Source organism: Blautia sp. MSK18_10 (assembly GCF_020553185.1).
Classification (GTDB): Bacteria; Bacillota; Clostridia; order Lachnospirales; family Lachnospiraceae; genus Blautia_A; species Blautia_A wexlerae.
In genome coordinates this window covers 74,360-96,711 of record NZ_JAJCGT010000006.1, presented here as the reverse complement: position 1 = coordinate 96,711, position 22,352 = coordinate 74,360, and the positions used below count along the sequence as shown (strand labels likewise).

Genomic DNA, 22,352 nt, shown 5'->3' with positions numbered 1-22,352 from the left:
TCAGTATTGATGATTCACAGAGTAAAAAGCATAATGACATAAAATTGTTGGTGTTTATGAGCAAGTAGCGAAGCGGATGATTTTATCCGCCTGACTTATGAGGTGACAGTATGGGGATATATCTGAACAGTATTTCATCCTATTCTTTATACAAAAGCGAATATACCAGACCTTATTTTGTAGATAAATCCAGTCTGTTGAAGGAATTGATTCCACTGGCAGAGCAGGGAAATGCACATATATGTATTACCCGCCCCAGGCGATTTGGAAAAACTGTCATGGCAAACATGATTGGAGCATTTTTCAGTAAAGGTGTTGAAAGCAGTGATGTTTTTGACAGGCTTCAGATTTCAGCAGATAAAGATTACAGAAAACATTTGAATCAGCATAATGTAATTTATATTGATTTCAGCAAAATGCCGGGAAATTGTAAATCCTATATGGAATACATTACACGTATTGAGGAACGTTTAAAAAGGGATCTTCTGAAAGTATATTCTGAAATAGAAATATATCCGGAAGACTCTCTGTGGGATATTTTAGAGAGCATTTTCATCGAATATAATGGACAGAAGTTTATTTTCATTTTTGATGAATGGGACTGTATTTTTCATAAAAATTTTGTTACCGAGGAAGACAGACAGAATTACATTTCTTTTCTGAGCAATCTGTTAAAAGATCATGCCTATGTTTCTTTATCCTACATGACTGGAATTTTACCGATTGCCAAGTATTCCAGCGGTTCTGAATTAAATATGTTCATTGAATATACAATGGCTTCAGAAGAGAAATTCAGTGAGGATTTTGGATTTACTGAATCAGAGACAGATATGCTTTACAGAAGGTATCTGGAGATATGCAGAAATGAAGAGAAAACACCTTATGTGACCAGAGAGGGACTGGAAACATGGTATGACGGATACTATGCTAAAAATGGAGAGAGAATGTACAATCCAAGATCAGTAGTGGCTTCTCTGACAAACAATAATCTTGACAGCTACTGGACAAGTTCAGGACCTTATGATGAAATTTTCTACTATGTAAAAAATAATGTAGCAGAAGTAAGAAATGATCTTGCAGTTATGATATCAGGTGAAGGAGTTCCGGCTAAGATAAAGGAATACGCAGCTACGTCTATGAATCTGACAACCAGAGAGGAAATTCTGTCAGCAATGGTAGTGTATGGTTTCCTGAGCTATTATCAGGGAAAAGTTTATATTCCGAATAAGGAACTGATGGACAAATTTGATGAAATGCTCCAGAAAGAAGCCTCTTTGGGATATGTGTACAGACTGGCAAAAGAGTCCGAACGCATGCTTAAGGCAACACTTGAAAAAGATACTTCTACTATGGAAGAAATACTGGAATATGCTCATAATACGGAGACGCCGATACTTTCTTATAATAATGAAGTGGAGTTATTTTCTATTGTAAATCTGGTGTATCTTTGTGCGAGAGACAGCTACCGGGTGGAGAGAGAGGACAAGGCAGGACTTGGATTTGTGGACTTTATTTTTTATCCTGAAAATCCGGCAGATACAGGCATTATTCTGGAATTAAAGGTAGACCATACTGCAGATGAAGCTGTTCAGCAGATTATAGATAAAAAATATAGTTTACGCTTTTCGGGAAAAGCAGGAGAAAAGGCAAAATACACAGGAGAAATCCTTGCAGTAGGAATTGGATATAACAAAAAGACAAAGAAACATCAGTGCAGAGTGATTACTTTACGGAAGGGCACGTTATATTAATTCTTGTATAAGGTGGAAGATAGAGGATATAAGCGGCTGTATAGAAATTTTATACAGCTTTTTTTATGTATAAGTTTGGTGAACTTTTTTTCATCATTTATGGTTATATAAATTTTCCTGTAACGTTTCTTCTGTCTGTGACTTAGTTATATAGAAAGACATCAGATAAAATAATGATACAGCAGACAGGAGGATCATCATGAAACGATATTTTGGAATATTCAATGCAGATGAAACAAAATCAGGATCATGTTCAGACATTCAATGGAAGAAGACCGGGCTATTAAAAATCCCGAAAGATGCAGTAGGATAATAAAAAATACAAGGAGCAGGAATGGAGAAATCAGAAATCGAAACAATCTACCGGAAGTATTTCCATGATGTCTTTCTCTATATCCGGGCACTTTCCGAAAATGAAAGTCTGGCAGAGGAGATCACCCAGGAAACATTCCTGAAGGCAATGAATAATATTGAGAAATTTGATGGCCGGAAGGATATCCGCGCATGGCTATTTGTAATTGCGAAGAATACATATTTTCGCTATTGCAGACGAAATAAAATCTATGTAGGCGAAGAATTTTCAGAAATAATGCAGGATTCCATGCAGGATACATCTCCGGCAGTACTGGATCAGATCGTGCAGGATGAGACAGTTCGGAATCTCAAACGCTATGCAGAACTGATACCGGAACCCTACAGGGAAGTATTTCACCTGCGGATATACGGTGAGCTCTCCTTTGAGCAGATCGGAAAATGCTATCAGAAAAGTGCAGGGTGGGCAAGAGTAACCTGCCATCGTGCACGACAGATGATAAGAGCACAGATAAGTCAGGAGGAAAAGTAACATGGAAAAAATAAACTGCAACGTGATCCAGGATATTCTGCCATTATACATTGATGATGTGGTAAGTGATGACACAAAAGAACTTGTAGAAGAACATCTGCAAAACTGCGAAATCTGCCAGCGGGTATACCATGAGACAAAGACAGACCTTGAAAATGATATGAAGGTTTCAGTGCAGACAAAAGAAAGCAGCAATGAAGCAAATGATCTGAAGAATTTCAGGAAATTTTTAAAGAAAAGAAAGATAAAAACAATTCTGCTTTCCATAGCAGCAACCATAGTTTGCTTTGTGGCAGTGTTCATGTTCATGAATAAACATGTCACATATATCAGCTACAAAGATGCAGGGATAACTATTATTGAGGATAATAAAGATGAAGTAACATATAGAACAAATATAAAAGGAAATTATCGCTGGAGAACATCCTTAGACAGGGAAACAGGCGTAATGACTATCCATTTTGAACAGAGCCTGTGGGAAAAATATGTAAGCTGTATTTTTTATCCATATGATCATATTCATGATATTTTGAAGAAAGATGAGATAAAAGAAGTATATGTAGATAAGGATGGAACTACAACAACAATCTGGGAAGCTCCGGAGGAAGAACAGAAGGCTTATTTATCTGAAGAACATACAGAGCCGTTAGGATAAAATATTAGAGTATTTTTCAAACACGCTCTAAAATATGAAAGTGAATTTTAAAGCAGTCCTATAGGTTATAAGGATTTACAAAGGGGTTGTCATGGAAGGCAGCCTCTTTTTGTAATTGCTGATGGACATTCTCTTCCCATATGTTACAATAGAACAAGAATATGGAAAGAAAGACAGGAAACCTAACTATGAAAAAACAACTAAATTATGCAGATATCATAAAGGAAGCGCTGATCCTGACAGGTGCGGTAGCGATCATTGCGGCAGCAGTTTATTTCTTCCTGGTGCCGAGCCATACCTCTGTAAGCAGTATCTCCGGTCTTGGTATCGTGTTATCAAACTTTGTACCTTTATCATTGTCTGCAATCACCATGATTTTGAATGTGGTACTTCTGATTATTGGCTTCATCACCTGCGGACGCGAATTTGGCGTAAAAACGGTTTACACCAGCATCGTTTTGCCTTTATTTCTCGGATTATTTGAGAAAGTATTTCCGGATTTTGGCTCTATGACCAACAGTCAGGAGCTGGATGTGCTGTGCTATATCCTGGTGGTCAGCGTAGGACTGAGCATTCTTTTTAACAGAAATGCATCCTCCGGCGGACTGGATATTGTGGCAAAGATCATGAACAAACATCTCCACATGGAACTGGGAAAAGCAATGTCTCTTTCCGGTATGTGTGTGGCTCTTTCCGCAGCACTTGTATACGATAAGAAAACAGTGGTGCTGAGTATTCTCGGAACATACTTTAATGGAATAGTTCTGGATCACTTTATCTTTGACCATAATATTAAACGTCGTGTCTGCGTCATCACTCAGAAAGAGGAAGAACTGCGTAAATTCATTATCAAAGACCTGCACAGCGGAGCGACGATCTATGAAGCGACAGGTGCCTATAATATGAAGAAACGCAATGAGATCATCACGATAGTAGACAAAACAGAATATCAGAAGCTGATGGCTTACATTAATCATGAAGATCCAAAGGCCTTTGTGACAGTTTACAATGTATCGGATATGCGTTATCAGCCCAAGCTGTGAGAAATATTATGGCAGGAAAGCTGTGGGTATGATAGAATAGCAGAGTGATTATATAACCATAAAGAGATTATGGTAGAAAGAGGATGAAAGATGAAAAAAGGAAAAGGAATTGCCCTACTTCCCATTGTTGTATTTCTTGTATTATACCTTGGACTGGGCATTTTATTTGAGTATGTGATGGAAATCCCCATGGGATTTTATAATGTGCCGATCGTAGTAGCATTTCTTGCTGCAATCCTGGTTGCCTGTCTGCAGAACAGAGCACTGGATTTTGATAAAAAACTGGAGATCATGGCACAGGGAGTGGGGGACAAAAATATCATCACCATGCTTCTGATCTTCCTTGCTGCAGGTTCCTTTGTAGGGGTTGTGGGAAGAAGCAGTGCTGAGAGTGTTGCATATTGTATGCTGAGCCTGATACCTGCCAGATTTTCAGTATCTGTGCTGTTTATAGTTGCCTGTTTTGTGTCTGTGGCTATGGGAACTTCTGTGGGAACCATTACCCTACTGACACCGATTGCAGCAGCAGTTTCCACAGCATCAGGATTTGATCTGGCATTTTGTGTGGCTTCTGTTATGGGAGGAGCCATGTTTGGGGACAATCTTTCTTTTATTTCAGATACGACGATTGCTGCATGTAATGGTCAGGGATGTGAGATGAAAGACAAATTCAGGGAAAACTTCTGGATTGCTCTTCCGGCAGCCGTCGCCACACTGATCCTAATTCTGATCCTGTCATTTCAGACAGAAATCCAGGGGCGTGTGATCCAGCCCTATCATCTGACTCAGGTAATACCGTATGTGCTGGTATTGATCGGAGGAATTGTTGGGATCAATGTGTTTGTGGTATTGCTGACAGGAATCGTATCCGGAGCATTTATTATGCTGATCGGAGGACATACCACACCTGTAGAGATCCTGAAAAATATGGGATCCGGTGTATCCGGAATGTTTGAGACCTGTATGGTGGCGATTCTGGTAGCTGCCATGTGTGCGCTGATACGTGAGTATGGTGGATTCGATGCACTTCTTGGCTGGATCCATAAAATTTTCCGCGGAAAGAAAGGCGGACAGCTTGGAATGGGACTTCTGGTAGGAACTATGGATATTGCCACTGCCAATAATACAGTGGCGATCGTAATGGCAAACCCTATCGCAAAGGAAATGGCAGAAGAGTATGGGATTACACCGAGAAAGACAGCTTCCATACTGGACACTTTTTCCTGTGTTTTCCAGGGAGTGATTCCATATGGTGCACAGATGTTGGTTGCAATCTCAGCAGTGAACGAATTGGGCGGTGAGATTTCTGCATTTCAGATTATGCCGAAATTGTTTTATCCCATGCTATTGCTGTTCAGTTCTCTGATCACAATTATGAGAGGTTCAGACCGTACAGGAACTTAAAAGATTCCCCCTGCCGGAAGCTATACTTTTTTCGATTTTTTTCAAAAAATACTTGACCTTCCTCCTTGTGGAAGCAGTATAAAGAAAGCACAGACAGGGCAGTAGAGCAGCGGATCAGCTATATCTGCTGTCAGGAAAGCAAGAGGTAGCAGTATGAAGATCAAACAGGTGGAAGAGCTGGTAGGCATCACCAGAAAGAATATCCGTTTTTATGAAGAGCAGGGTCTCCTGAATGTGGAGCGTGCAGAGAACGGATACCGGGAATATCATACGGCAGATATTGCCAGACTTCAGGAAATCAAATTATTCCGGAAGATGGATATTTCCATAGAAGAGATGAGAGCTCTTTTTGAAAAGAGGAAAAGCCTGCAGTTTTGTCTGGAACAGCACCTGGGAGAACTGGAACGCCGCAGGGAGGGCCTTGTGAAAATGCAGGAAATGTGTGAGCGCCTGATCGCAGAGCATCAGTCCCTGGATACCTTGAATGCCGAGAACTGTCTGGAAGAAATCGAGCAGATGGAGAAAGAGGGTGCAAGGTTTATGGATATAAAGAAAACAGATATCCGTAAGAAAAGAAGGACAGGAGCGATCATTGGAGCAGTAGTTATGATCTTGCTTATGGGATTTACCATAGGGCTTATGCTGTGGGCAAATACACAAGATCCCATACCGACCGGACTGCTGATATTCCTGATTGCCATACCGGTTGTGATCATCGGAGGAATCCTGGCAGCACTTGCAGGACGCATGAAAGAGATTGAAGGAGGAGAAGAGGATGAAGCTTCTAAGTATTGAATACATTCCGGGTGTAGAGTTTGAGGCACTGGGAATTGTAAAGGGAACAGTTGTACAGACAAAAAATGTAGGAAAAGATTTCATGGCAGGGATGAAGACTCTGGTAGGCGGAGAGATCACAGGCTATACGGAAATGCTCAATGAGGCAAGACAGATTGCCACCAAGCGTATGGTGGATGAAGCCAAAGAGATGAATGCGGATGCTGTGATCGGTGTGAAATACGGCTCCTCCCAGGTAATGTCAGGGGCAGCAGAAGTGATCGCATATGGAACTGCTGTGAAATATAAACAGGATTAAAAATTAAGAACAAGAGCAGAGAACGCATAAAGAGATCTTAAGTAAAGCAGAAAATCCGTAATGAAGGCTGGGAAAGGAAATTCAACATATGAAGATTGAAGGAAATCAGAAGGAATTAGACGCAATGGCTGAGTTTCATAAAGGAAACCGTGCAGAGGGTCTGCGTCTGCAGGAGGAATTCGCGGCAGAATTTCGTGAAGAATACAAGGAGAAGGATCACTGTTCCTGCCAGAAGGCCTGTCGTTATCACGGAAACTGCAAGGAATGTGTGGCAATCCACAGAGCACACCAGGAACATGTTCCGAACTGTATGCGGCCTCTGCTCAATAAGAAGCTGAAACTGTTATCAGAGCTGACAGAACATACGCTGGCAAATGAGATAGAAGCACCGCATGAAATCCTGAGAAAGCCATCAAAAAGCTGAAAAATTCAGAAAATGTACTGGAAATAAAACGATGAAAGGCATAAAAGAGATATTAATATGAGCGATAATAAGAATGTAAATCAGGACAAAGGTCTTCAGGAAAATGAAAAAATAGAGCAGGCGATCGCTGCTCTGCAGCAGGAAGCCACTCAGGAAATGCTGGCACATACACTGACTGTAATCCGTAGACGAATGAGAGAAAACGGCCAGTTTATCCTTTCAGTAGAACCGCCCACAGGAGACAACCAACTCCGGATCGGCACAGTGAAAACCGGAGATGGAAAAGTCTGGTGGGCGGCATTTACAAGCTTTGAGGAAGAACTGAAAGGCGGCGGAAGCGTACAATCCACTTTTCTGACAGACATAGATCAGCTTTTTCATTCAGCATTACAGGTAAATGAAATTGAGGGAATCATCCTCAACCCATGGAACCGGACGATCATGCTGGATAAGAACCTGATTAATATTATATTGGGAAATGTGTGAAGCTATGTAAAGGACTTTTCTGCTTATCGGGAGTTTCCCATTTTGTTTAATTCAGGCAATATTGTAACCAACATGGTAATAAAACACAGAGAACCACCGATCACATTGGATACCGGTTCTGCCATAAACACGCCATCTGTGCCCATGTGTAATCCATAGGGCAGGAAATAAGTCAGCGGAACCACGATAAATACTTTACGAAGCAGGGAGAAAAAAATAGCCTGCTTTTTTTTATTCAATGATTTAAACACTGTCTGACCAATATACTGCAGATCCATAAAAATAAAGGCTGCAAAGTAAAGCTTCAGCGCAGGAACGGCATCCTTCAATAACAATTTATCTGAACTGAAGATTCCAATCAGAAATTCAGGGGCAATGAGAATGACGCTCCACATGATACCTGTATAGATCAGAACCATAATGATCAGAACAACCCCTGCTTTCTTTACCCTGTCAGGACGTCTGGCTCCGTAATTGTAGCTGAGAACAGGAGAGGTTCCCTCATTGATCGCATGGATAGGCGTCTCCACCATCTGGCGAACACTGGATATAATAGTCATGACAGAGATATAAATATCACCGCCTGTCACGGAAAGAACATTATTGCAGCAGATACTTACCAGGCTGTTAGTCAGCTGCATGATAAATCCAGCAGACCCCAGACTGATGATATCCCTGGCATGTCTGGTGCACTCAGAAATCTCATTTATATGAATCCATCTTACCTTCAATTCTGATTTTCCATGAAGAAAATAAAATACAAGCAAGGCAGAGAGAATCTGAGAGATGACAGTAGCAATCGCTGCACCCTTAATCCCCATATTCAGAACAAAAATAAAAATCGGATCAAGAATAATATTTGCCACTGCACCGACTGTTACTGACAGCATACCGATAATGGCATATCCCTGTGCATTGATAAAAGGATTCATTCCTGTTGCTATCATGGAAGGGAGAGTACCCAGAAGGTAAATCATCAGATAGGGATACGCATAAACCAGAGCATCATCTGAAGCACCAAACAGAGTCAGTAAGGGGCGGGCAAAAAGAAATCCGATCAGCATCAGCACAGCAGCACTTCCACATAACATGGTGAAAGCAGTATTCATGATCATGTCAGCAGTCCTGGAATCTCCTTTTCCGCGGTTGATAGAGAAAATTGGTGCACCTCCGGAACCAAAGAGATTACTGAAAGCAGTAATGATCATGATGATTGGAAAGCATAAGCCCACAGCGCCAAGTGCAGTTGTTCCTATATCATGGATCCTGGCGATATAGATACGGTCCACAATGTTGTATAAAAGATTCAATATCTGCGCTACCAGCATGGGAAGCGCAGCGCTTAATATATTGTTGGTCACAGTTCCGTTTTCAAAATCAATTCGTTTCATTATAAATCTTCCTAAGTTTAAAACTTTTATCGTGCATATAAGTATATCATAAAGTAAACAGAAATTCACTCTGATACAGTGGTGTTGGAACAAAATAGTTACTGTTCACTCCGTTCACAGTAACGTAGCCAAAATTCATTCCAGATTGCCTGCGGCAATGGAATTTTGGCTTGTATGTCTCGGGATTTTGGCATATTCATGCCAAAACACCTCGCGGGACAGTGGCATGTGAACAGTAACACAAAATATTCTCTGAAATTGTCATAAGTCATGATACAGAGAATAAAAAAGCATTTTTTATCCATACTATTTTCATGTAACAAAATACAGTATTTCTTAAAAAAGGAGACAACAGACTATGATTTTAAAAGAAAAGGAACGTTCAGTAATCGAAGATCTTCAGACACAAGAGAAAAGCTGTGTGGAAAAGTATGGAAAATACGCAGAACAGGCCAGAGACCCGGAGCTTAAAAATCTTTTCAGGAATATCCAGCAGGAAGAACAGAAGCATTATGAGTCTTTGTCAATGATTCTTTCCGGAAGTGTGCCTGAATGTAACTGTAATGACAGATCAGGCAGAGATTATCAGCCAAAAGCGGTCTATACAGCTATGAGTTCACCGGAAGATAAACAACACGATGCGTTTCTTGCAACAGACTGTATTGGTACAGAGAAGCTGGTGTCAGGAACATACAATGATGATGTATTTGCCTTTGGCGATAGTGGTGTACGCAAGCTGTTGGCTGATATACAGATTGAGGAGCAGAATCATGCAGAGATGCTGTATAAGTATAAGACTGTGAATGGAATGGCATAAGAAGTCTTAAGGCATTGAGCAGAGTAGCATATTGGGAAAATTCTATACCAGGACTGCTATAATTACCTGACAGGAGACAATTGGTTTTGACTGTCTCTTGCCAGGTACATCTTATTTTACAAAAAATATGATGGTATAAATGTTGGGATATTTTATGAAAAATTTTGTAAAATTTGTCATGATAAAAGCCATAAGATAATTGCTAGAGCGTGTTTGAAAAATCATTCCCATAATCTGCACGCCCTACTTTGCGATATATTTTGCCCAAATTTGTTTTCCGTAGCTCGCTACGACGCCCTTATTCGAACAAAATCTCCTACAAATTGTGATGCACATCTTGCGGAAAGCATTTTTCAAACACATTCTAGGAATTCCGATTAGTTACGTAAGGTGTAATAGTGAATTTTGGCAGGAATGAATAAGAATTTTTTATAAATACTTGAATGAATATAGTAAATATAATACACTACTCATTAGTAGTATATTATTTATATTTGTTGGAGTATTTGTATTGGATTTTTTGGGTCTGATAATATTAAAAATAATTTATTTGCAGAAGGTATATCTCTAGATGATGAATTTCAGGTATCTTCTAAGTGAAGTCATGAAATCATAAATATTTGGAATTTGCTGATTCATTACTTGAATCGTTGTTTCTTAATGTTTGACAAGTTCTAAGTTTAAATATCTCATCGTGTACGCTCGAACAAATTTTAAACTTGGGAATTTAATATCATAATATGAAAGTGTGGAAAAAATGGCAGGGATTAAAGATGTTGCAAAAATGGCAGGAGTAGGTGTGGGAACAGTTTCAAGAATGCTTAATGACAGTGGATATGTTTCTCTGGATACGAGGGCCAAAATAGAAGCTGCTATGAAGGAATTGAATTATACACCGAATGAACTTGCCAGAAATCTGTATTATAAAAAAAGTGGTATAATTGCGGTACTTGTACCGAATGTATCCAATCCTTTTTTTGCTGAGTTTGTTGATTGTGTAGAAGGGGAACTGCGCAAAGCCGGCTTCAAAATTATGTTATGTAACACATTGAAAGATGTAAAGGCTGAAGCTGAATATCTGGATTTGCTGAACAGACATATTGTAGATGGGATAATTGCGGGAATGTCTTCTTTGGATGAAAGTGAGTATTCTAAAATTCATAAGCCGATTGTTGCGCTTGACAGATATCTGGGAGAAGAAATTCCGGTAGTAGCTGTGGACCATAAAATGGGTGGACGCCTGGCAGCAGAAGTGTTGCTGCGTAATGGCTGCAAAAGAATACTTCATTTCAGAAGTACAGCAGAAAAAGAGTCTTTATATCATGATCGTCATGCAGAATTTCAAAAAATTATGGATGAGCAGGGAATAGAAACCTATTGTTATGATCTGGACTGGCGGCGTTTGGATATTCAGTATTATCATCAGGTTGCAGAAGAAGTTATGGAAAAAAATCTGAAATTTGATGGTGTGTTTGGTGTAGACCGACTGGCTATTGAATGCATGAATGGATTGCTCAGGCAACACAAAAAAATCCCGGAAGAGGTAAAAATAGTTTCTTATGATGGAACGTATATTACAGAATTGGTAGAACCGCAAATAAGTACAATTGTTCAGCCCATTGACAGAATGGCAGAGGAATCTGTAAAAAGCCTTTGTGAGCTAATTAATGGAAAAAAAGTGAAAAATAAAAAAAGTATTTTAATACCTGAATTCCGTAAAGGCGGAACAACAGTATAAACAGACGTCATACATAAGTTGTGCATTTGTTACAAAATAAAGGATGAAAAACAAAGACAAGTACAAAATATTTGGACATAATTTATAAAAAAAATAAAAAACACATAATCAGATTGACAAAAACTATAAAAAGGTTATAATAAAATTAACAAGACGAAGAAAACAAATAATTTTTTTAAGCAATGTGGAACGCGTTCCACATTGCAAAACAAAATCTGTTTTCTCAATGTTAACCCGTAAAATTAGATTACTCCGGAGAATATCTAAAGCGGTTGAAGCAGTATGTAAATGGAACGGCATGATATTTAATATCATGGAATTTAGAATCTTTAAGAATAGGAGATTAAAAATGAGAAAAAAGATTGTTAATTCATTAATTACAGCAACTGTGATTGGAAGTATGCTTACAGGAATGGCAGTTCCCTGTTTTGCAGGTGAGAAAAAAGACGATGGAAGCAGTATTACAGTTCTTGTAGAAAGTGGTTCACCTGCAGAAGCACTTGCCAATGATACAGCAGCTGATTTTGAGAAAGAAACAGGCTGTAAGGTTGTTGTTGATGCTGTTGCCTATACTGGTATGTATGATAAGCTTTCTACCGAAATTAAAGCAGGACAGGCTGCTCATGATGTTTCATGCATGGATTTCGTATGGCTGGCAGCTTTTGCTGATGCAATCGAACCAATTACAGATGCAGATACCAGTGATTTCCTTCCAACGCTGGAAGAAAGCGGAACAGTAGATGGTAATCTTCTGGGATATCCGATGTGGGTAAACGCTAAGATTCTTATTTACAGAAAAGATCTGATTCCGGAAGATAAAGTGCCAAAGACCTGGGATGAATATAAAGCACTGGCAAAAGAAATGAAAACAGACGATATGTACGGAACAACAGTTTTTGGAAGTGGTTCTGACGCAGTTTGTTCCTTCCTTGATTTTGCCTGCCAGGCCGGTGCAGATGGATTAGTATATGACAAGGATGGAAATGTAAATATTACAGATCAGCCATATGTGGATGCGCTTGATTTTATGGTTGAAATGGCAAATGAAGATTGTACGCCATCAGATTCTCTGGCTACTGCTTCTACAGAGTCTCAGGAACTTTTCAATAATGGTAAAGTTGCAATGCAGTTGAACTGGAGCCATCAGTATCCTGCAGCTGTTGAGGCACTTGGAGCAGATAAGGTGGGATGTGCACCAATGATTGCCGGCAGTGCAGGAGCAGGAGCAACCACAGGTCCATGGTATGAATGTGTAATGAAAAATTCTGAGAATAAAGACATGGCACTGAAATATGTAGAATATATGTACGATCATAATGCAGATTATATGAACGGAACCCTTAAAATTGCCGGCAGAACTTCTGTTTATGAGGAAGCTGGAAAAGAGGCTGGTAATGAGCATACAACAGCAGTTCTTGACACATTGAATGAAAAACAGTCTCAGCCAAGACCTATGATTTCAACCTGGTCACAGGTAGAGCAGGTTCTTACAGGTGTTGTAGAATCCTGTCTTGGTGGAGCAGATGTGAAAGAAACCCTTGAATCTGCAAAAGAAGAGATTGAAGCAATTGGGAAGTAAAGTGACAAAGTAATAAAGAAAAAGCAGATTGCAGACATCTACCAAATAATAAAAAATGTAATTAAATCAAGGGTGATTTTACCTGGACATCGAACACACTAACTATGAATTTACTAATCTATGATGTATGATGCAGGGAGTAAATCGCCCTTGATTTTTATAAGAAAGCGGGAAATATTATGAAATTGATATCAAAAAAAACACTATTGCTGTTTTTTCTTCCTGGCGCGATTTTCATGGGTGCCTTTTTGATTTATCCTATTTTTAAAATGGTATTTGACAGTTTCTTTAAGGTTGGAATTACAGGAGCCAGAACTTTTATTGGATTTGATAATTATATTAAAGCATTTACAGCTGGCGGTTTTTTGAAGCAGCTGAAAAATACATTGATTTATATTTTGATTGCGGTATCTGTGGAAACAGTTTTGGGATTTATTTTTGCATTATTATTTGAACTTGATTATAAGGGCAGTAAAATAGTACGTTCATTAATGATGACACCACTTATGATCGCACCGCTGGTTGCAGGTCTTATCTGGAAATTGATGATGAGTTCAAACTTTGGTATTGTCAATGAGTTTCTGACCAGAATAGGGATCTTATCCAGTCCAAGTGAAATTTTGTGGCTTGCAGATTCCCGATGGTCATTGATCGCCTGTTGTATTGCAGATATATGGCTGACTACACCGTTTATGATGCTGATGATTCTGGCTGGCCTTCAGGGATTGGATACCAGCGTGTCAGAAGCAGCAAGAATGGATGGAGCAAGTAAGCTGCAGGAAATTTTTTACATAAAAATACCGGGAATTAAACCGGTTCTGTTGACAGCATTGTCAGTGAGAATTATAGATGCGGCAAAGACTTTTGACATTATCTGGGCAATGACAGAAGGTGGACCTAACAGTTCATCGGAGACAATTAGTATTATTATTTATAAGACACTTGTAAAGTATAATAATACAGGATATGCCAGTGCAATGGCTGTTATCTTTATCATAGTTCTTGTAGTGTTTACATTAGTATTTATGCAGAGTTTATGGAATCCAAAGAAAAAGTAAAAGCTGTCAAAGAAAAACAGTAGTAAAAAGGATTCAATAAGGAGACCAAAATGAAGAAAGGTAATAGTATCAAACTAAAAATAGCAGTTATTATTTCTATAATTATTACAATATTCTGGCTGCTTCCATATATTTATGTAATTTGTTGTTCGTTTAAACCCGGATCAGAGGTAATTGCTGTTCCACCATCTTTTCTTCCAAAAAGCTTTTCGGTTGAAAATTTCACTCAATTATTTGTAAGAATGAACGCGGGTGGGTATCTGCTGAACAGTTTGATTACAGCAGTTTGCAGTACAATTATTGCAGTTATCTTGGGTTCACTGGCTGCATATGCTATTCAGAGATCTGGAGCGAAGCTGTCAGTAGGGCTGGTGGTATTGATTTTATGTCTGAAAATGATTCCTACATCCAGTATTGCAGTACCTATTTATGAGATTATTTGTAATATGGGATTGTATGATACCAGAATTGCATTGATTATTGTTTATGCGGCAGTAAACATGCCTTTTGTAATGTGGACAATGCTTAGTTTTTATGAGGGAGTACCGTCTACTTTGGATGAGGCTGCATATGTAGATGGCGCTTCCAGCCTTCAGACATTCAGAAAGGTTATTTTGCCGATTTGTAAGCCGGGACTTGCAACTGCCTTTATATTTACATTGTTCTTGGCATGGAATGATTTTCTTATTTCTCTGTTGCTGACCAGTATGAATGCTAAAACATTTACAGTAGGTCTTGCCGGTTTCCTGTCAGCGTATAATCTTGACCTTGGACCGATGTGTGCAGGAGCATTTTTATTTAGCTTCCCGGTAATGATTTTATCAATGTTTGCACAGAGATACATTGTTCAGGGAATGACAGCAGGAGCTGTAAAAGGATAATAAGAATGGAGAAAGCCAGTGAATAAAATATTAATGAGACAAAGAATAGAAAACGCGCAAAAAGAAATTGACAGTAAAAAGATGATTGTTCAAAATGGAAAAATGCGTCAGCATTATCATTTTATGCCCCAGAGCGGGTGGATGAATGATCCTAACGGACTGATCTTTTTTAACGGACAGTATCATGTGTTTTATCAGACTAATCCATATAATGGATTTTGGGATTGTATGCATTGGGGACATGCAGTCAGCAAAGATTTAGTTCATTGGGAATATTTGCCTCTGGCATTGGCACCCAGTGAAGAGTATGATGATTATCAAAAAGGTGGATGTTTTTCCGGCAGTGCAATCGAACACGAAGGTAAGTTATATGTATTTTATACGGCAACTGCAAATCATGGAAACGGAAGTGAGCAAAGCCAGTGTCTTGCTATAAGTGAAGATGGAATAAATTTTGAAAAGTATGACGGAAATCCTCTCTTTGATGCACCGGAAGGTATTCAGCCGGATTCATTCCGCGATCCAAAGGTATGGAAGCATGAAAATAAATATTATATGGTTGTAGGGGCCAGTCGTAATAACAGAGGATTAGCATTGATATATGAATCTGCAGATCTTTATCATTGGAATTTTTTAAACGTGCTGGCAGAAAGCCGTGGAGAATGGGGATTCATGTGGGAATGTCCGGATTTTTATCAGCTTGGCGATAAATATGTTCTCACTTTTTCTCCAATGGGCTCAGGAGATCATACATCAGTATACCTGACAGGAGATTTTGATTACAAAACAGGAAAATTTGACTGGCATATCAGTGGTGAAATGGATTGGGGATTTGATTTTTATGCGCCACAGTCCATGGTTGCTCCTGATGGAAGACGTCTGATTGTTGCCTGGGCGAATGAATGGGAATGGATGCCTCTCTTTAAGGACTGGGGACCTACTTATCAGGAGGGCTGGTGCGGATTTTTTAATGTGATTCGTGAAGTTCGGATGTGCAAGGATGGAACGCTGGCGTTTGTTCCTGTAGAGGAAATGGAAAAAATCCGTGAAAACAAATTTACGCAACGGGAAATACAGATTACAGAAACACCTCAGCAGTTAAAAGCAGGAGATGGAATCAGCTTTGAGATGAAATTTACATTGGATCTTGAAGAAACTGATGCAGACAGGGTAGAACTGAAGCTCAGATGCGGAAAAGAAAAAGAATCCCGTTGTATTTTTGATCTGAAAAATGGTGAATTGCTGGTAGACAGAAGCTGTGCAGATGGATGGAGTGTAGGAACATCCAGAAGTGTACTTAAGGTCAGCGAAAAAAGTCTGGATGTACATATCTTTTCAGATCAGAGTTCTCTGGAGATATTTACAGATCAATACAGAAATAATCATTCCAATAATATTTTTGCAGGAAATGATCAGGATGCAATAAGTATATCTGCGTTTGGTGGAAGAGCGGTAATCAGAGACTATGAAGCATATGGATTGCAGGAGTGTTTTAACTGAATCAAGTAGCGGAGCGGATTGCGAATATCCGCTTGACATGAACTGAAAGCAGGAGGAGTATTGAAATGAAACGTAATAATTATTATGATGTCACTGACTGGCAGGTAGGTAACCCATATACGGATATCGGAGAAGTGATCAACAGTATCATTGCAGACATCAAGAACAGACAGAAGGATACAAATGTAAATGATGGAGGAAAACCGGGAGCAGTAATTTATATTCCGTCTGGAGATTATCATTTAAAAACGCAGGTGAAAATTGACATCAGTTACTTGAAAATCCAAGGATCAGGACATGGATTTGTGTCTTCAAGTATCCGATATAATGTGCCAAAAGAACAGTGGAAGGATCTTCATGACATCTGGCCGGGCGGTAGCAGGATTCTGGTAGATTTGGAACCATTAAAGGGGGATGAAAGATCCGGTGCTGCTTTTCTGGTGGAACGAGAGGGAGATCCGAGAATCAGTTCCGTGGAGTTTGAAAATTTCTGTATTGATGGACTCCATTTTGTAGATGACGGAAATGGAGATCCAGAGAATACATATTTAAATGGAAAAACAGGAATTTATGTAGCCAGTGCACAGGATTCTTTCAGAATTACAGGCATGGGTATTATTTATCTGGAGCATGGAGTGACTCTTTACAATTCTGATGCATTATCTGTTCATGATAATTTTATAGCAGAATGTGGAAATTGTGTAGAACTTCGTGGAGCCGGACAGGCATCTAAAATAACAGATAATCTTATGGGGGCTGGTTATAGAGGTTATACAATTTTTGCCGAAAATTTTGGAGGACTTCTGATTACTTCCAATAACATTTTTCCAAGAGGAAAAAGTATAGTACATCTTAAGGGTGTTCTTAGATCATCAGTAACTGCAAACAGATTTCATTCTTTTTATCCGGGAATGCTGATAATGGAAAATTGTAGAGAAAATCTCATATCTTCCAATCATTTTCTCAGAGACCATGAACCATGGCCTCCGATGCTGGAATATGATAATGGATTAGAGGATGATTTTGGCCTGATTCATATTCAGGGAAGTAGCAATTCACTGATTGCTAATCACATTTCGGAGACGATTGAACAGCAATATCTGAAACCGGCAGGCGTAAAACCGATAATCATTCGTTTGGTTTCCGGAAGAGAAAATTACATTGCAAACAATCATATTGTGGCAACTACAAAAACTGATAAAAAAGAAAGTGAAGAAAATCAATCCTGCTTTGATGCGCAGGTTGGAGCATTGTTAAGTATGGATGAACTGGTTAAACTTCCGATTGAAGCAGTATATGTTGATGAGGCATCATTGGATAATATAATACTGGATACATGCAGAGAAAATGAAGCAGTTATGGATTTTGCAGAAAATGTGTTTCGGGGAATTCCTTGTCTTTCGCAGTCTGCGGAACTGTCTTGATTGCATTATTATAAATTGTAAAAAATTTCATGATTTTAAAAGAAAAAAGGCACAGTAATCAAAGAGAACTGGGAAAATTTATAATACTCTCGTATAGTTATAACGAGGCTACTGTAAATAAACATAAGTTAACAGTAAAAAGGATGTCGGATTTGCTCCCGGCATCCTTTTTATATGGGATCATACAGGATAAAATAGTATAAAAAAATGTCAAAATATTTTATTGAAACTCCTCGTGATTTTGCTATGATATAGTAAGATTATGTCGGCAGAAGGTCAGTACTATAGATATATAGTGAATCGGAGACAAAATTCAGAAAGGGGATTTTTACATATGTACACAGGAAACTATGAATGTCTGGAATTATTTGTAAAACCAGAAGCCGGGAAAAAAGGCAGTGTGAGCCTGAAGAAGGTAAAAGAAAACAAAACAGAAATAAAAGAACTGCAGCATATCTATGGGAACTGGATCAAGTTCCGAGCCGGGAGCTTATGGAAGCATGACTTTGCCAAGAGAACTCCATGTGAAGAATGAAAATGAGGGATAAATAGAAATGACCACATCTATGATAAAGGGCAATCCGCTGAAGTTGATGTTACAGTTTGCGTTTCCTTTATTATTAGGAAACTTGCTGCAACAGACTTATAATATTATTGATGCTGCGATCGTAGGCCAGATTCTTGGCGCAAAAGCACTGGCAAGTGTAGGAGCCAGCAGCAGTATTCAGTTTCTGGTACTGGGATTCTGCATGGGAAGCTGTACAGGCTTTGGTGTTCCTGTAGCTAAATATTTCGGTGCAGAGAAAATAGAAAAAATGCGGGATTATATCTTTAATGGAGCTGTACTATGTGCAGGAATCGCAGTGATCCTGACAGCATTATGCAGTGTTTTATGTCCTCAGATTCTGCATATTTTATCTGTACCAGAGGACATTTATGACAATGCATATAGTTATCTGCTAATCATTTTCCTGGGGATTCCCTTTACGATTTTATATAACTATCTGTCCAGTATTTTGAGGTCAGTGGGAGACAGCAGGACACCGTTTATATTTCTGGCGTTATCTGCTGTTCTGAACATTTTTCTGGATTTATTCTGTATCGTAGTGCTGAAACTTGGATGTGCCGGAGCTGCCATTGCAACCATTTCCGCACAGGCGATCAGTGGAATCTTGTGCCTTATTTTTATTATCCGCAAAATGAAACTTCTGTGGCTCAAGAAAGAAAACAGGACAATAAAAGGGGATGCAGTAAAGGAACTTCTGGCAATGGGAATGCCTACGGGACTTCAGTTCTCCATCACAGCTATCGGAAGTATGGTTATGCAGTCTGCGAACAACGGGCTTGGAAGTACATATGTATCAGCTTTTACTGCAGCAATGAAGATCAAGCAGTTTACCATGTGTCCATTTGATGCTATCGCAACCTCTGCTTCTGTATTCTGCAGCCAAAATCTTGGAGCAGGACAGTCTGACAGGATTAAGAAAGGATTGCGCTGTGGTATTACAGTGGGAGTAGGATATGGTATTGCGGCAGGAATTTTACTGATTTTTGCAGGGCATACACTTTCTATGCTGTTTGTTGGAAAGAGTGCGGTGGCAGTTTTGGATGCCTCTGCCAAATACCTCAGATGTATGGGATTTTTCTACTGGAGTCTTGGTATTCTCAATGTCGCCCGTATGGTAACTCAAGGACTTGGATATTCAGGCAGAGCCGTTTTCTCCGGCGTAACAGAAATGATCGCCAGAACAGTTGTCTGTCTTGGATTTGTAGGAACTTTTGGCTTCACAGCCATCTGCTTCGCAGACCAGACTGCCTGGATCACAGCAACCTGCTATATTTTTCCGACATGCCTGTGGTGCATCCGAAAGTCTACAAAAATGCTTGCATCTATAGCAGCCCGAGTAAATAATGCATCATAATCCAGCCCATCAGAGTGTGAAATTCTGCGTCAGATATCTTCCTTGTCTTTCGCACTCTGCTGAACTGTCTTAAATGCATTATTTATTAGGACTGCTATAAAAAAGTATGACAAAATAAGAAAACAGCTATGCAAGAGCTGCAGATAAAAATATCTGTACTCTTCATAGCTGTTTTTATGTATGGTTTATATATGGTAAAGCTATTGACTATATGGATATCAGGTTAAAAGAGCTTCTGCTCAGATGCTTTTTTATCCGTAAATGGTCCTGCGACAGTTTTGACATCTCTGTGATTTCCAAAGAAATCCTGATTAAAGATAATCGGGCTTCCGTCAGGATTTTCGTATTTCTGCTCCGGTTCGAATGCCATACCAAGTGTTTCAGTTGAGATGATACCGTCGTTTTCTTCTTTGATGATATCATACAGGTTGGTCTTCAGATACCAGCCATCTTCTTTCTCTTCAACAGAGATATCTACAGTGTGTTCTGTATCTGTGACTGCATCTGTTTCTTTTTCCCATGCACGTGCTCCATTGAAATAGAGATTGCCGGATGCCCATACAGGAAGATGATCATAATAGCAGTTGCCTGTTGTCTCAGAACCCATTCCGCAGTAACCTTCGAACTGTCTGTTCCATTCATCAAAGGTTGGATATCCGTTAAATTTGAAAGTTCCTGTGATCACATTGCAGTCATCCCACATATTTCCATTGTTACCCATAAGATCAGCCAGATCCTGCATACAAGGACGGATTGGTTTCTGAACGAAGATGTTGTTGTAGAATCTGTCATCTCCATGAAGGATGGTCATAAATCCTGCAACCTGAGTTTCGTGTTTGGTGTGATATGGAGTATATCTCGGAGATGGAATATCAGGTGCACCGTTGTCTGTACCGATACCAACAGAAACGAAGCCACCGCAGATCAGGTTATGTACAAGGGCAACACCCTGAGTTGCAATTTTCAGTGCACGGTCAGACAGCAGGATATTGTGGTCGATTAATGTCGGACCATGGGAAACCTCAACGAAGATATCTTCTCCTACGCTTGTGACAGCGTCATCCCCTGCCTCGAAGTCATTAGGAAGAGCATTGTCATGGAAGAGATTTCCTGTAACGCGGGTTCCCTGTGCCTGCCAGTCAAGCCACAGACCACGGGTGCAGTTGTGGATATGGTTGCGGCGGAAAATAACATCGATAGCAGCATGCATTTTGATACCGCCGATCTCTGCTCCTGCCAGATTCTGCTTGTTGTTAATGTGATGAATATGGTTGTCTTCAATAACAGAGAATACGCCTCCAAGATGTCCTACAATACCTGTCTGACCGCAGTCATGGATCTCACATCTGCGTACAATATGGGAACCGATGTGTTCTTTATCCCATCCTTCATAGGAAGCCTGGCAGATGCAGTCGCGTTCTGTCTGAGTTCCGTCTTTGTATTTCCACTTTAACCATTTGTTATCATTTTCAGGCTGCAGATATTTACCAAGAGAAATACCGCTGCATTTGGATTCATAGATTTCACAGTCTTCGATGATCCATCCTTTGGACCAGTGAGGACCGACCATTCCCTCCTGATAAGCGGTAGGGGGAGCCCACTGAGTAGCAGCCTGACTGATGCGGAAACCGGAGAGAGTGATATATCCGATTCCTTCACTTTCTGGATAGAAGCAGTTTCTTCTTACACTGATCTCAACATTTTCTTTATTGGGATCTTTTTCATGGAAGTTTGCATAAATAATTGTCTGATTATTGGCTTCATCCTGTTCTGCGTACCATGTATATACAGAGAAATCAGGATCCCATGAGATAGTACTTTTTTGTGGATTTTTAACTTTATCCAGAGTGGTTACTTCATACATGGATTTTTCATTTAGATATACATCTCCTGTATGAGCAATAAATGTAGCGATAAACCAATCTCCGGATACCAGGGTAGTAAATGGGTTATAATCACCGAAGATTCCGTTTGGAATGACTGCTTTCCATACAGTGCCTTCTACATTTTCCCAGTCTTTGACAGCTTCACTTCCTGTAATGTGCGCCTGTCCTTTTATTGCAGAACGGTAGGTGATACGCTTGTCTGCCGTTCCAGCGTGAATCGGATTAACAGCTTCACGGTATAATCCCGGTGCAACGATGACTTCATCTCCCGGAAGTGCCTTTGCAGCGGCCTCCTGAATAGTTTTGAATGGATTTTCTTTTGTTCCGTTTCCGGTCTGGATCACGGATGCATCAACGTAAATAATCATTATAAAAACCTCCCGGCCTTCTGGCCTGAATCCTTCTGTTTGCGGGCGAAATGCCCATAAGATATGTAATCTAGAGCGTGTCTGAAAA

Annotated in this window: 20 protein-coding genes and 2 pseudogenes; 19 read left to right on the top strand and 3 right to left on the bottom strand. The window is 39.6% G+C overall.

The genetic code is table 11. The features are described 5' to 3' along the window. The first annotated feature begins 110 nt into the window (after window positions 1-110). The 9 genes from LI074_RS04805 (at window position 111) to LI074_RS04765 (ending at window position 7,700) form a co-directional block, all read left to right on the top strand. Window positions 111-1,751, top strand: coding sequence for an AAA family ATPase (locus LI074_RS04805; protein WP_025580247.1), 1,641 nt, complete (start codon window positions 111-113; stop codon window positions 1,749-1,751). A 334-nt stretch (window positions 1,752-2,085) separates the two neighbouring features. Next, a complete protein-coding gene (locus LI074_RS04800) occupies window positions 2,086-2,595 on the top strand; it encodes an RNA polymerase sigma factor (protein WP_025580248.1) in 510 nt (169 codons plus the stop codon). A gap of 1 nt (window position 2,596) precedes the next feature. After that, entirely contained in the window at window positions 2,597-3,250 is a 654-nt protein-coding gene (locus tag LI074_RS04795; protein WP_022381005.1) for a zf-HC2 domain-containing protein, read from the top strand. A 188-nt stretch (window positions 3,251-3,438) separates the two neighbouring features. Next, a complete protein-coding gene (locus tag LI074_RS04790) occupies window positions 3,439-4,293 on the top strand; it encodes a YitT family protein (protein ID WP_022381004.1) in 855 nt (284 codons plus the stop codon). Window positions 4,294-4,383: 90 nt separating this feature from the next. After that, window positions 4,384-5,697: a Na+/H+ antiporter NhaC family protein gene (locus LI074_RS04785; RefSeq protein ID WP_173745069.1), complete on the top strand. Its 1,314-nt coding sequence runs from the start codon at window positions 4,384-4,386 to the stop codon at window positions 5,695-5,697. Window positions 5,698-5,850: 153 nt separating this feature from the next. Next, window positions 5,851-6,492: a MerR family transcriptional regulator gene (locus LI074_RS04780; RefSeq protein WP_055060018.1), complete on the top strand. Its 642-nt coding sequence runs from the start codon at window positions 5,851-5,853 to the stop codon at window positions 6,490-6,492. Continuing rightward, on the top strand, window positions 6,473-6,790 hold the full coding sequence (locus LI074_RS04775; protein ID WP_019163048.1) for a YbjQ family protein: 318 nt from the start codon (window positions 6,473-6,475) through the stop codon (window positions 6,788-6,790). The genes LI074_RS04780 and LI074_RS04775 overlap by 20 nt, the downstream gene beginning before the upstream one ends. Before the next feature lie 88 nt (window positions 6,791-6,878). Further along, complete coding sequence (locus tag LI074_RS04770) at window positions 6,879-7,214, top strand: hypothetical protein (protein WP_019163047.1); 336 nt, start codon at window positions 6,879-6,881, stop codon at window positions 7,212-7,214. A gap of 57 nt (window positions 7,215-7,271) precedes the next feature. Further along, window positions 7,272-7,700 carry an SseB family protein gene (locus LI074_RS04765; RefSeq protein ID WP_173745070.1) on the top strand — a complete coding sequence of 143 codons (429 nt, stop codon included), beginning with the start codon at window positions 7,272-7,274 and terminating at the stop codon, window positions 7,698-7,700. Between the two features lie 23 nt (window positions 7,701-7,723). Here LI074_RS04765 and LI074_RS04760 read toward each other — a convergent pair whose 3' ends face one another. Then, the gene (locus LI074_RS04760; RefSeq protein ID WP_173745071.1) at window positions 7,724-9,091 is read right to left on the bottom strand and encodes an MATE family efflux transporter; all 1,368 of its coding nucleotides are present in this window, start codon (window positions 9,089-9,091) and stop codon (window positions 7,724-7,726) included. A 358-nt stretch (window positions 9,092-9,449) separates the two neighbouring features. On the opposite strand from LI074_RS04760, the gene LI074_RS04755 reads away from it, so the two are divergent. Further along, entirely contained in the window at window positions 9,450-9,908 is a 459-nt protein-coding gene (locus LI074_RS04755; RefSeq protein ID WP_026649487.1) for a ferritin-like domain-containing protein, read from the top strand. A 243-nt stretch (window positions 9,909-10,151) separates the two neighbouring features. On the opposite strand, the pseudogene LI074_RS17755 reads toward LI074_RS04755, so the two are convergent. Continuing rightward, a pseudogene (locus tag LI074_RS17755) lies at window positions 10,152-10,205 on the bottom strand (hypothetical protein); the annotation flags it as partial. Between LI074_RS17755 and LI074_RS17750 the strand changes: the two are divergent. From LI074_RS17750 to LI074_RS04715, 9 genes and pseudogenes are all read left to right on the top strand, one after another. Next, window positions 10,182-10,289 (top strand): annotated as a pseudogene (locus LI074_RS17750) (DUF6783 domain-containing protein); the annotation flags it as partial. The pseudogenes LI074_RS17755 and LI074_RS17750 overlap by 24 nt on opposite strands. 376 nt (window positions 10,290-10,665) lie before the next feature. Beyond that, a complete protein-coding gene (locus LI074_RS04750; protein WP_118330553.1) occupies window positions 10,666-11,646 on the top strand; it encodes a LacI family DNA-binding transcriptional regulator in 981 nt (326 codons plus the stop codon). 349 nt (window positions 11,647-11,995) lie between these two features. Next, the gene (locus tag LI074_RS04745) at window positions 11,996-13,225 is read left to right on the top strand and encodes an ABC transporter substrate-binding protein (protein WP_173721209.1); all 1,230 of its coding nucleotides are present in this window, start codon (window positions 11,996-11,998) and stop codon (window positions 13,223-13,225) included. 179 nt (window positions 13,226-13,404) lie between these two features. Continuing rightward, a complete protein-coding gene (locus tag LI074_RS04740) occupies window positions 13,405-14,283 on the top strand; it encodes a carbohydrate ABC transporter permease (protein ID WP_118340273.1) in 879 nt (292 codons plus the stop codon). A 50-nt stretch (window positions 14,284-14,333) separates the two neighbouring features. Continuing rightward, a complete protein-coding gene (locus LI074_RS04735) occupies window positions 14,334-15,164 on the top strand; it encodes a carbohydrate ABC transporter permease (protein WP_118136107.1) in 831 nt (276 codons plus the stop codon). A gap of 18 nt (window positions 15,165-15,182) precedes the next feature. Continuing rightward, window positions 15,183-16,664: a glycoside hydrolase family 32 protein gene (locus LI074_RS04730; protein ID WP_118136105.1), complete on the top strand. Its 1,482-nt coding sequence runs from the start codon at window positions 15,183-15,185 to the stop codon at window positions 16,662-16,664. A 65-nt stretch (window positions 16,665-16,729) separates the two neighbouring features. Next, window positions 16,730-18,088, top strand: coding sequence for a NosD domain-containing protein (locus tag LI074_RS04725; protein WP_265107647.1), 1,359 nt, complete (start codon window positions 16,730-16,732; stop codon window positions 18,086-18,088). 334 nt (window positions 18,089-18,422) lie between these two features. Next, window positions 18,423-18,623, top strand: coding sequence for a hypothetical protein (locus LI074_RS04720; RefSeq protein WP_055058821.1), 201 nt, complete (start codon window positions 18,423-18,425; stop codon window positions 18,621-18,623). Between the two features lie 19 nt (window positions 18,624-18,642). Further along, the gene (locus tag LI074_RS04715; RefSeq protein ID WP_173705130.1) at window positions 18,643-20,010 is read left to right on the top strand and encodes an MATE family efflux transporter; all 1,368 of its coding nucleotides are present in this window, start codon (window positions 18,643-18,645) and stop codon (window positions 20,008-20,010) included. Between the two features lie 223 nt (window positions 20,011-20,233). Here LI074_RS04715 and LI074_RS04710 read toward each other — a convergent pair whose 3' ends face one another. Further along, entirely contained in the window at window positions 20,234-22,264 is a 2,031-nt protein-coding gene (locus tag LI074_RS04710; RefSeq protein WP_265107646.1) for a right-handed parallel beta-helix repeat-containing protein, read from the bottom strand. Between the last annotated feature and the right edge of the window lie 88 nt (window positions 22,265-22,352).